The 12,947-nt window shown below is 37.2% G+C and carries 6 protein-coding genes; 1 reads left to right on the top strand and 5 read right to left on the bottom strand.

The genetic code is table 11. From position 1 onward, the window contains the following. Positions 1-147: 147 nt before the first annotated feature. The 5 genes from CI957_RS00245 to CI957_RS00265 all read right to left on the bottom strand — a co-directional run bounded on the left by CI957_RS00245 (position 148) and on the right by CI957_RS00265 (position 9,781). Positions 148-3,360: a type I restriction endonuclease subunit R gene (locus tag CI957_RS00245; protein WP_128753980.1), complete on the bottom strand. Its 3,213-nt coding sequence runs from the start codon at positions 3,358-3,360 to the stop codon at positions 148-150. Beyond that, positions 3,360-5,609 carry a DUF262 domain-containing protein gene (locus CI957_RS00250; protein ID WP_128753981.1) on the bottom strand — a complete coding sequence of 750 codons (2,250 nt, stop codon included), beginning with the start codon at positions 5,607-5,609 and terminating at the stop codon, positions 3,360-3,362. Before CI957_RS00250 ends, CI957_RS00245 begins: the two co-directional genes overlap by 1 nt. Further along, positions 5,606-6,751, bottom strand: a complete 1,146-nt coding sequence (locus CI957_RS00255; RefSeq protein ID WP_128753982.1) for a restriction endonuclease subunit S — start codon at positions 6,749-6,751, stop codon at positions 5,606-5,608. The genes CI957_RS00250 and CI957_RS00255 overlap by 4 nt, the downstream gene beginning before the upstream one ends. Continuing rightward, positions 6,748-8,859, bottom strand: a complete 2,112-nt coding sequence (locus CI957_RS00260; RefSeq protein ID WP_128753983.1) for a type I restriction-modification system subunit M — start codon at positions 8,857-8,859, stop codon at positions 6,748-6,750. Before CI957_RS00260 ends, CI957_RS00255 begins: the two co-directional genes overlap by 4 nt. 526 nt (positions 8,860-9,385) lie before the next feature. After that, positions 9,386-9,781, bottom strand: a complete 396-nt coding sequence (locus CI957_RS00265; protein WP_128753984.1) for a hypothetical protein — start codon at positions 9,779-9,781, stop codon at positions 9,386-9,388. 307 nt (positions 9,782-10,088) lie between these two features. On the opposite strand from CI957_RS00265, the gene CI957_RS00270 reads away from it, so the two are divergent. Continuing rightward, positions 10,089-12,593 carry a DUF927 domain-containing protein gene (locus CI957_RS00270; RefSeq protein WP_128753985.1) on the top strand — a complete coding sequence of 835 codons (2,505 nt, stop codon included), beginning with the start codon at positions 10,089-10,091 and terminating at the stop codon, positions 12,591-12,593. The last annotated feature ends 354 nt before the right edge of the window (positions 12,594-12,947 follow it).

The raw sequence follows: 12,947 nt of genomic DNA on the forward strand, positions 1-12,947 counted from the left end.
AGTTATTCAATCGCATGAAGCTAATAATCCATTAACAGATAAATCCATCAACTCATCACCATCTTCCTGAGCCTGTCTTATAATTAATTTTCTGAACATTTTAAAAATCAGTATATATTAATTATCACTAAATCTTTGAACATTATTTTAAGCTGGAGCATAAACCGATGGATTAGAACTATCATACACTCTGAAAATATGGTCGTAGACCGCTTCTGCTTTCATATCAACTTCTGCATCTGAATAACTGCTTGGAAGACCTCTCGTATCTTCCCACAACCAATTTTTAATTTCAGTTTTGATAGAATCCCTGGTTGCTTCTTTTTCTCGCCAGTTATCAATATTCAGCTTTTCAGATTTTAAATAAAGAAGAAGTTCAGTAGCGGTTGCTTTAATCTTTTTGATATCCTCTTTTGAAAGATCTGGTTTGATTAAAAGATCAAAAATCGCAAGACTTTCTTCATCAAGACCTTCACGGATGTAGCGTTTTGATTCATCATCCAAATTTTCAGCGAGTTTCAATAGTTCTTCGAAAGTTTGCTCTATGGTAACTCGATCCTTTTCATTATTGTAGTCACTTACGATTTTTTCATATCTATTTTGGAAATTCATACGCAAAGGATTTTGCTTCATCATTCTTTGAAGTCTTTGTTCTATAACTTCCTTCATGTCATGTACAGCTGTGTTCTTCTTTTTACAAGCTTCAAATTCTTTGCGCAAAAGGTCAAAATCGATTTTACTAATATCATAGGCAGTTCGGGATTCACCAACTTCATTCTCAGTGGGTTCAACCGATTCATCAATGATTTGGTGTAATTCTTTGATTATATCAGTTATATCCGCTTCTTCTCTTGATCTTTGAAGCATTTTATAGATAATATTGATAGCTTCATATGACTGTCTGTAGTCGTTTATTCTTTTTTCACTCAAACAGAACTTGAACTTTCGAAACACATCACGGGCCATTATCTCAAACCGTTTACGTGTTTCATCGTTTCGATTGATTATTTCCTTTGCTTCATCAATGGCATGCAGTTGCTTAAAATCTGTTTCTTCAATTACCTTTTCGAGACGGAAATCATACGATAAAAGATATTCACGTACTATCTCGATTGAATTTGCCAGATCATCCAGAAGTTTGTCAGTTGGATTTGCAGGATCTACCTGTGGCTCTGGTTCTCCATCAATCATAGTGCCACCTTTATGGCCAGCAAAGGCTGCTAGAGCACTCCTGAGATTTTTGAGGATGCCACAATAATCAATTATCAATCCATTATTTTTCCCCTCATTTACACGATTGGCTCTGGCTATGGCCTGCATTAAAGTATGAGCCTTCAGCGGTTTGTCAAGGTAAAGCATAGACAGACTTGGTACATCAAATCCTGTTAACCACATGGCACAGACAATAGATATTCTGAAGGGATGCTCTTCTTTTTTAAAAGCAGAATCAACATCGATTCTTTTTCCATCTTCAGTTTCAAAACCTTCTTTTATTAATTTGCGATGAGGAGTGATATCAAGATCCCATTTCCTGAACTTGTCAACTTCTCCCTGTTCCTCACTCACGATCACAGCCATAAGAGTTTCTTTCATCCAATTGATCTTGTTTTGTAGTTGGATCTCTTCCTGTTCATCCTGGATCGTAGATAGTTCCTTTTCAAGTTCAACAATTTTTTCTTTCCAGTAATGGGCAATCAAATTGTGCATTCGGACGCAAGTAATCTTATCGATGCAGATTAGCATGGCCTTGCCACATTCCCATTGTGTTGAGTAATGATTTGTGAAATCTCTTGCAATCTGATCCAGTCGTTTTTCAGCAGTGATGATATGATATTCACGTTTTAGCTCTTTTTCGAGTTTCTGAGTTACATCCACATCATCAATCTCAAGTTCTTCTAGCTTTTCCGCAATACGTTCGTTCATATCATTTGTAGTGATCCCAAGCCTATCACCTCTTGCATCATAATAGAGAGGTACAGTGGCATCATCTTCAACAGCTCTCTGGAAGTCATAGGTTGACACATAGCCTCCAAAGATACGCTTTGTTAGTTCATCATCCTTGAACAGTGGTGTCCCAGTAAAACCGAGGAAACTGGCATTTGGTAGTGCATCTCGCATGTTGCGTGCCAACAGTCCAGATTGTGTTCTATGTGCTTCATCGGAGAGAACAATTATATCTTCTCTGGTGGAATAGGGGTCATCATCAATCTTCTTGTTGAATTTTTGAATCAGAGTGAATACGAAGGCTTTGTGTTCACCAAGCATTTTTTGTAGTTCGTCCCCATTATTTGGACGACAGTGTTCTCTGTCATTATCAGCAAGTCCGCAGCCTGCAAATGTATTGTATATCTGATTATCAAGATCTGCTCTATCAGTACATACAAGGAATGTAAAATTCCCTCCGAGCTTACGATGTATCTTCTGTGTGAAAAAGGTCATCGAGTATGATTTTCCTGCTCCCTGTGTGTGCCAGAAGACACCAAGCTTTCCTTCAAGTTGTTTGCGATTTCTAACTGAGTTTATTGCACGGTTGACTCCAAGATACTGGTGGTTTTTAGCTATAATTTTAGATAGTTTTCCTGAGCTTTCATCGAATAGAATAAAGTTCTCAAATATATCCATGAAATTGTCTTTACTGCAGATGCCTTTCAGCATCGTTTCCATATCCACACTTCCTTCATCTTCTTCTTCCAGCCTTTTCCATTCATGGAAATATTCGTATTTGCTGGAGTATGATCCAATCTTTGATTGAATTCCATTTCCAATCATAACTATTGCATTATGATGGAAAAGATGAGGAACAGTATCCTTGTAGTCTGAAAAATTCTCTTCATAGGCTTTACGTATGTCTTTATGTACGTTTTTCAGTTCAACAAAGAGCAGAGGTATGCCATTAACAAATCCTATTATATCAGGTCTTCTCCTGTAAATTGACCCTTTTATCCAGAGTTCACGGACTGCTAGGAAATGGTTTTCTTTTGGGTTATCAAAATCGAAAATTTTCAGGCGTTTCTTTATGAGCTCTCCTTTGTCATTTCGAAACTGGACCTGAACACCCTCTTTGAGCATCCTGTACTTGTCCTGGTTGGTCTGTAAAACTGATTGTATAACAGAATAATCAATTATCTGACTAATGGCGTCCTGGTACGCAGAAGAGGGGAGCTCAGGGTTGAATTTCTCAAGTGCCTCTTTGAGATACCGAGTGAGTACTACTTGTTTTTCACTTGTACGACCGAGGGTACCATTTTGACCCAGAACTTCGGTATTGTAGGTATATACTGAATTCCAACCTAGTTCATCGTGCATGTAATTTGCTGTTGTTTGCTGCACTAATGCATCCTCATTGTACTTTTGGTCCATCAGTAATTCCTCTGTTTTATATACTCCTGTGTTTGACTGGGTTGGAGTTCGGTTGTAGAAGGGCCAGTTCTAATGTAGAAACGCTCTGTGCCATTATCGTTTACGAAAATAGGTGCAGTTGCTGCGTCACATTTTAACACCATTATTCTTGAACCGTTGTAATCTTCAAAATGTGGATGTATGCTTGTCATTGCATGTGGTCCCATCCTGCTTTTAACAATATTTACCAGATGTAGACTCATTTTATCTTCATTCTGGAAACTATCAACATCTATTCCCACAGATTCACCGTCATCTGCGACGCCAATTATAAGGGTCCCTCCATTGGTGTTCAGAAAACCTGCCAATGTCTTTAACACAGCAAGTTCCATGCGAGGATCTTTATCGCCGGTGTGAAGATTTGTCCTCAGTGTGGACTTAAATTCTACTGCAGATGATTCACCACTCAAGATTAAACTATCAAGATCAAAATCTTCAATTTTTGTGTCTGTGTATGCATCTGATTTCAGTGTCTTATATCCCTCAGCAATTACCTTTGCCATTAGTTCCCTTCTTTGTTCAAGAAAATCCCGGTAATGTAGTTGTTCCCAACTTCCTGGTAATGCATGCCAATAATACATGCGATTTAGTTCATTGTATGTAAAGCGTGATTTCAATTCAGGAAGGTATTCAGAGGGTGGTTGATCTGATATCTTGACATTGTCTCCCCATTCTACAAGTGCATAATTGGCAATTTGGTTTATATCACGAGTGCCTTTTATACCAATGTTTTTAAGGTATCCTTTGGGGAATAGGTGATGTCGTTCCAGTGAACGTTTTCCCTGAATAGAGGGGTCCAACAGTTCGGATACTCTTGTTTTCGAAAAGAGTACTTTTGCATCTATTAGTACCAAGGATGCATAATATGCGAATAAAGAGGGACTTCTCGAGGACGATGTTGCCATATCATTTGGCAGTGTTACAATCCAGTAGTCATTAGTCAGAGTTATGTCACAAACGTGGTCTAAAATTTTGATGAACTGGTTTCCATCTTTCACATCACGGAAACGAGCCAGGTCAAATTCCATGTCCGATTCAGGAGATCTTGCGAAGCGACTCGTTACACATGACATGAAAAACCAGCGAGATATAGCCTTGCGAAGTTTGTATTCTTCAATTTTGTATTCGGTTTTTCCTATTAAATAAAGTATGTAGGAAAACAACAGGTTATTCTTTGAAGTGATCATCTTACCACTTCTAAAGCCTGCTTGTCGCACACAGTTCATGAAGTCATGCCAGTGCTGTAGATCCAATACCTTGGCCTGCGCCTCTTTGAGCAGTTCAAACTGTTCTATACGTTTTTCTTCGCTGAAAGTCTCTGTTTCAAGATCCTTTCCTCTAAGAATAGAATATACATAACGTAGCCTTGCACGTTTGAAAGCCACTCCAACACTTACCCTTAGTAACTGATCAGGTGATGGTTCAATGAAATGATTAAATGAAGATGGACCACTTTTAGATGGTTTTCTTGCTTCTTTACAGAATCGTTCTAAGTCAGCACGTCCTTCATCCCAGAATACCGACATCAGTGTGAGTATAAAATCTGCCTGGTTGAGTGATGTTCCGGCACTGTTTATCCTTACAAAGACCTCAGATACATCCTCTTCTGAAATGTTGGATGCCAATTCAAGAGCAGTAAACGGAAACCTCAATAGTCCCTGTAACTTGGTTATGGCCTTTCGTACCTTTTTTATATCTTCATCTGTGACTTCTCGAGAGGCTTTCAAACCTTTCAGGTAGTCATCAACAACTTCGAATAGATCTGTCTCATTATTCCAGAGTGCAGAAATATCTGATATGTAAGCTGGATCACGCATGATTGCTGCATCTGCAATCTCAAATTTTTCTTCGAGGGGGTTGAACGCAACACGAATTAATTCACTCTCATAATTCTCACGGATGACAGGTACACCTTTGACAACTGCATATAAAGAGGTTAACCGCTGTTGGCCGTCCACGACAACAAGTCTGGGTGCTTTCTGTTTAGAATCAGTTCCTATTGAGCGGGAATCAGCAGCCAACCCATTTTGCCAGAAAAGTAGGTAGCCAACTGGATAACCCTTGTACATTGAATCAAATAGATTACGCACCTTGAAATTCTTCCATACAAAGGGTCGCTGGATATCTGGAAGGCCAATCTCTCCAAGCGATATAAACTTAACAAGCGATCCCAGATCGTAGTCAACTTTCGTAAATACTGTTTCACTCATACACTAATTTCCCCACTCATTAATTTAGGAAGCAAGAGGTCACGAGCCTTTACTGCATTTTGATTCTGCTTGTTTAACGTTAGTATTTGTTTCCTAAAACTTTCAAGAATTTCATTAGCCAATATAAGTAAAGAATTGGGGGGTACTAATATTTCTATTTTTTTAAGGTGTTTTGCACCCAAGTGTTTAACAGTCGTTCCTGTAATCGTTTGATTTAAAAACAAGATACTTCTTTCAACCGCATATCGTATAAATGCTGTACTATATCCTTTTTTAGGGGAAAGCTTAACTACACGTTGATTTATCCATGACTTACCACCGTTCCAGAAATTCATATGGAAATCTCCATCCATTCCGATAACAAAGTCACCGTAATAAAGTAATTTATCTTTAGGTGCTTCCTCTTCTGAGAACGTTTTCGATTTACCAGCAGGAATGTCACGTATTCTTGCTACCGGTAATCCATGCCCCTCCTCATTGAAAAGATTAGATTTAAATGCATGTCCATAGGTAGGTTCAGATATCTCAAATAGAGGCTTTTTTTCCCATCCTTCAGGAACACCATCTACAATCTTGGTATGCTCATGACCTGGAAAGCGAAGGTTTACAAACCATTCCTTGTAAAGTAAGTGGGCTGCCTGCTCGAGCAACTCTATACGGCGTTGGTTATTATTAATGAGATAGTCATAAATAGAGAGAATATTGCCAATTTTGATCCTCTCCTGTTTTGAGGATACATTTATGCCAAAATCTGAAAATAATTTCCACTTAGTCCTTGGTCTGGCTCCATTTGATCTTTTAGTGGCATAATCGATAAATGAATTTTGAGCCATTACGTAAAACAAGAAATCTTTTTCATTCTCGTCTTTTGCTCTGATTACACTGAATTCTGTAGAGCATACACCATCAAAAGGTGCAATTATTAATTTTCGGAAATACGGCCGAAGTGTTCCAAAAAGAATATCACCTTTTTTAAATTTATATTTATTACTTTTAATCTTTGTAGATGAACTATAGCTTGATAAATGTAATTCATTGGGAACTACATGCTCTAAACCGACATAGGGTAAATCTTCATCTGGAGATGGAGTGTAAGAGATTTTGATATTTTGAGCCAAATTTGCAATCGTGCAATTTATCATATTTCCAATTCCTCAAAGTTTTTCTTGATAACTGCAGCTAACTCAACAGCCTCTTCATTGAGTTCTTCAAGTTCAACATGAATTTTACTTATTTCTTCTTCAAAATCAAAGTCTTCGTCCTCTTCCTCTGGAGCAATACCCACATAGCGTCCTGGTGTCAGACTCCAATCATTCTCTTTTATTTTATCGATATCAACTAACTTTACCAAGCCTTCGACATCACACAACTTTGCAGCGGGAAAATGAGAGGTGAGCCAGTGTGCATGTCTATAGAAATAGCGGACTTTCTTGAGTTGCTCTACAGCAAACCCACGTACTTTATTTGTTTCTTTGAGTTTACTATTCACATCTCTGCTTGACCATTTATTGTTTTCTATGGCATCGCAATTTTTCTCACAAACATCAATGAGTTGAGAAATGAGTTTGTAAATAAGGTCCGCATCTTTGATGAGATCATGACTGGTTTCTGAAAGTGGTGCTAATTTTTGAACAAATTGATACACATCTTCCTTTGTTTTGTTTTCACTCTCATAGGTGGATTGCTCATTATACAGATTGTTCTTGAAAATCTCAACGTCAGTGATGAATAATTGAAGTTTTTCGTTGAGTTCTGTCACCACTTCTTGCTGATCAGCATCTTCACTAAGTGTTCCGATGAGGGGTTTCAGTGATTGATGAAGCTCTTTGATTTTAGCGATAAAGGCTCGTAATGGCTGGACTTTTTCATCTTCATCAATAGTCTCAAAACATGAATGTCCTTCCTCAAGCAGCCTTCTACAGTAACTGTCAATTAAATCGAGGAAACGTTCTGTTTGACCACGGTAGAGCCAAACAATAGAAATGATATTCTGCTCCTGTTCAGGACTGAAATCATATATCCTGCGTGTTACCTGTCTGTAAATGTTTCGAGCATCAATCATAAGCACTTTATCCCGATGCTCTTCAGGCTTGTCTTTGTTCAGGAACCAGAGTTCACAGGGTACAGTTCTTGTATAAAAGAAATTGTTGCGAATGCTAATCATGACATCCACATCACCGCTTTCGACAAGTTTCTGTCTGACTTTTTGTTCATTCCCTCCTGCACTGGAAGCCTGAGATGACATCACAAATCCTGCTCGGCCCCTTTCATTAAGATAACTGTAGAAATAATTGATCCATACGTAGTTACCATTGGGAACTTTGTTCTTATTATTCTCTCCAGGCAGGCCAAAAGGTAAACGTGGGTCTTTTCTTATTTTTCCAGCATCGATCTCATCTACATTGAATGGAGGATTTGCCATCACGAAATCGGCCTTTTCCACCATTCCATGCGGATCTTCATAGTATGTGATGGCTTTTTGAATATTACCTTCAAGACCATGTACTGCCAAGTTCATCTTTGCCAGTTTTATTGTGGTAGGGTTCTTTTCCAATCCATAGAATGTGACCATTTCTGTTGGGTTCTTATTCATGTGCTCAATGAAATGGGCACTCTGGACAAACATCCCACCTGAACCACATGCAGGGTCCAGCACCTTCCCATGATCGGGTTCAATGACATTGACAATTGTCTGAACCAGCGAAACAGGAGTGAAGAATTCTCCACCATCATGTGCTTTTTGATCAGCAAACCCCGTGAGGAAATATTCATAGATTCGGCCAAAAATATCTCCTGTTACTTTTTTTAATGCGGAATCATCAAATGTCCTTAATAACTGTCCAAGAACATCGTTATCCAAATCCTTGTACTCGTTTTTTGGGAGAACTCCTTTCAGGGTTTCATAATCGTTCTCTATCGATTCCATGGCATCGAAAACTGCCTGGGACCTATCTTCACTGTCTGGCAATTCAACCAGGTAATCAAACTGAGATTCAGGTTTTAGGTAAATTGCACCTTTTCCTGAGAAATCTTCTTTCGTGAGTGGTCTTGTTTTACCACCACGTTTTGGTAAGGATTGTTCTAATTCTTTCTTAACACTTAAAAAGCGGCTATGGGCATGCCGAAGAAAGATCAGTCCCATTACAGGCATGAAGTATTCATTACTGGCGTAGTTTGAATTAGCACGCAGGTTATCTGCACTTTTCCAGAGACGTTTTTCAATAGCCTCAATACTTTCTAATTGTGACATATAATTGTGAACTCCATTTCGGCAGTTGGTGATGATGAATATACATTTTTCAGGCTCTTATAGGTGATTGCAGCATATATTGCACTGATTAAGAATATTTTATATTGTTGGAGTCGTTTATAAAAAGATTCCTATTTTAGGAAGACCCCCCTAAAAAAGAAAAATCACTTTTATTCTAACCCTCAGCCCTAGTATCTGTACTGATGATATACAAATAGGAGGTACAGGGTTATTATTTGTACATGGAAAGTTCAAAGAAATGTTTAGAAAACGAATTTGATAAATTCTTTAGTATAATTCAATAAGGTCGAGTAGATGCTGTGGTGGTACAGGTGTATGTAAGTTTTTCCACTTTAACATTATAACATATTCATCTTTTGGATTAGTAAACGATTTTTTACATATATGCATGTAATTTTTGGCACATCACATTAAATGCACAATATTAATGAGATTTCATACCGAATGAAATAATTATCATTACCAATAGTTATATTATTGTTGATTCCAATCAGATATTGATAATTCATTCTTCATTTAATACATCTTCAAAAATAGATATAATACTATAGATTGATATATTGTTTTTTTCATATTTCTTTCCATACATAAGTTCAGTAAATTCAAAGAAATCGGTATTAAATTCTGAAGTTTCCTCCTCACATTCATATTTTTTCATCATTACATAAAGTATTCCTAAAATTATGTTTTCATAAGGAGTATTTGTGCCAAAGAGTTTTTGCTTATCTTCCCACACTGAATCTAGTAAATTAAACAATTCTTCTATTTGAAATGAACCAAGATTAAATACAGAGGAAATATAATATACAAATTTTTCTTCATGAGATGTAAAATGACTAGATTTACTAAACATGTAACCATATTTTTTGTATAAATCATTTATTTTAAAATAATAATGCATCTGATTTACCCCTTAGTATATAATTTAAAATTCATATTTTAGATAATAATACATGCTACTTAATATTATGTGTAACTATAGGTATCTTATGTGCAAAATAAAAAATTTTTTAAAGGGTTTCAAAATAGCAAACCTTATATATGATGCTCAAAACCGACACTTATCTATGTAGTAGGGAGAAATAATTTCCCGACTATATCTACAATAGAATTGGTGTGGGTGGTGGCTTCACTATACTCTTAGAGTTGATCGTTTATTGTGAAATATCGATACCCACTATATCCATTTCTGAAAAACGGTGAATTAAATGAACGGAAAAAACGAAATAAATAATTCCTCAATCGAGGAAAGTGCCGCATACGAACATGAAATCAATTTCAATTCCATTCCTGTAGAGTTGAAAGAATACGATCAGTGGGTACTCTGGAAATATATCCCTGAAAATGGTAAACATAAGAAAATTCCATATTCAATACATGGTTCCAGAGCTAGTCCAACCAACTCAGAAACATGGTCCAGCTTTGAGGAAATTAGCAGCAAATTCCAAGAATCTGAAGATTATACAGGAATTGGATTTGTATTTACAGAAAGTGATCCTTTTGTTGGTATCGATTGGGACCATATTAGAGATGCTGAAAAGGATTTATGGAATATTGATATCTTAGATGAGATTAAAAACCTTGAAACTTATGCAGAAGTATCACCAAGCGGTACCGGTGTTCATGCCATAGTCAAAGGTGAGAGGGATCCAAAGGGTAGAAAAAGAAAGGATAATCGCGAAATCTATGATAGCCAGAGGTATTTCACAGTAACTGGCGATGTTATCAGCGGTGTACCTGCAGTCATTAATGACATCAATGAAGTATTTGATTCCATACAGGAGAAGGTGGGATATGAAATATCAGCTACAACATCTACTGAATTGGGGTCTACTAGTACAGTCGAGGATGATGAAATAATTAGATCTTGCAGGAGTGCTGCCAATAGAGAAAAGTTCAATGATATTTTTGAGGGCAAGTGGGAACAGTATTATGAGTCCCCAAGTCAGGCTGACATATCTCTATGTGATATGCTCGCACTCCGCACTCAGAATGAAGAGCAAATGGATCGTATTTTCAGAAAATCTGGTCTGTATAGAGAAAAGTGGGAACGTAAAGACTATTCAGGAAAAACGATTCAGAATGCCATTGATTATGTACACTCTAAGAACACATGGCAAGGAGTTGAGTTACCTGCAGGGTATATAATAAATGAAAAGGGTCTTCACTCAAACTCTGCAAACCATTCAATTTGCCGTACACCTATTGTTGTATCTGCAATCGGAATGGATATTGACACTGATGAGTTCTGGTATAGGATTACTTTCCAAGATCCACTTGGAAACTTAAAGGAGAAATATGTCAAACAGGAAGAACTTACTAAAAAGTCTTCAGTAATGAAATTGTCAAATCAGGGTATAATAGTTACTGATAAAAAGGCTGGAGATCTGTGTGAATATCTTGCAGATTCCATTCATAGTAGTTCAGGGACATTGCCTGTAATAAGGTTTGTTCAGAAAAACGGTTGGAAGAATGGTAATGAGATGTTTGTAATTGGAAACATGTACCATACCTACGATGAGAGTGGTGCAGTTGAGCAAATTGATGAGGAAATTGCTGAAGGTCTAAAAAAACGAGGAACTTTGGAAGATTGGGTGAACGGTGTTGAAGAAATAATTAATGAACCTATTACCCGATTTAAGTGTTATTGTGCTGCATCAGCTATGCTTTTACGTCTGTTAGATGTCCAGTCTTACATAGTAGACCATACAGGTGATTCTACTACAGGAAAGACACTCAGTACTAGTGTTGCCTTCAGTATGTTTGGAAATCCCTCTGAGTTAGTATTTACAGCAAAATCAACGTCTACATATCTCGAACACAAGGCAACTACTTTTACAGATCTTCCCTTGTTTGTTGATGAAACCAGCCTGCAACATCAGGAATTTCTTAAAGAGTTAATCTACATGATTGCAAATGAGACTGGAAAGGGCCGTGGTAAAAAGGATGGTGGAGTAAGAAAGTTGAACCGCTGGAAAACTGTCACATTTACGACAGGGGAAAAACCAATCGTTGATGCTGACGGCTATGGTGGACAGCAGGTTAGAGTAATTGAAATCCAGCAGACTCTCCCAAAGATGAAACATGCTGTGAAACTAGCAAAATCTACTATATCAAATAATTATGGACACGTTTCTGACTTGTTTATTAGGAAGTTGTTCGATTATAAAGGAGAACTCAGTTATAAGTTTGCTCAATACGAAGAACTATTCACTAACAATGAATCTGCTACAATGAACCGCATGGGCGATAAGTTCGCAGTTATTGCAGTCGCTGGAGAACTACTAGAAGACGTGTTTGCTGAAATTGGCATAGAATCAAAAAATCATGTTGATTTAGTAGATGCCTTCTTCACCGAAATTGTGAAAGAAAATCCAATTGTGCCTTATCCAGTAATTGTACTGCGTGCTGTGAATGAGTGGGTTGAGGAGAATAAAGGATATTTCCTTGAAAATGAGTGTGAAGAGTCTTATAGAAAATATGGATGGATTACAGATGACGGTTACTTGGATATTATTCCTAAATCTGTCAAGGATGCGATGAAGCAGCAGGGCATGGAGATTTCAAGTGCGATTGATACTTGGATTGAAAAAGGTATTATGGTTTGTAATAGTGGAAGAAAAGATTACAGATCCACACATAGAGATGAGGAATCAAAGCGAGTAAATGTCTATCGTTTTGACATGCAGAAAATGCAGGAATATATAGAATAATTCTGTCTCAATGTTGCATGTGTCACAGTGTGGGGGGGTGTTTTTTATTAATACAATGGTATTAAACAACAACAAAACAAATTCAATATATTTATACTGTGACAACTGAGACAAATGAGACAGTAGTTAGCGGTACATCTAAAAAAGGATTGTACTGCCTCATAAATATTAGGCGGTGCAGTATGGTGTTTAGAATAAAACCAACATCTTTCTAGATTCCATCCCTGTACCGCCTAATACGTCTTTGTTATAAGTGTATTAAACGTATCAACTGTTTTACAACAAATTAATGATTACTGCTTGCCTCTACGATTAGTTGGGTAGGGGGTTCATTATAGGTTCACTTTTTCTTTC

The organism is Methanohalophilus sp. WG1-DM (assembly GCF_004104135.1).
GTDB lineage: Archaea > Halobacteriota > Methanosarcinia > Methanosarcinales > Methanosarcinaceae > Methanohalophilus > Methanohalophilus euhalobius.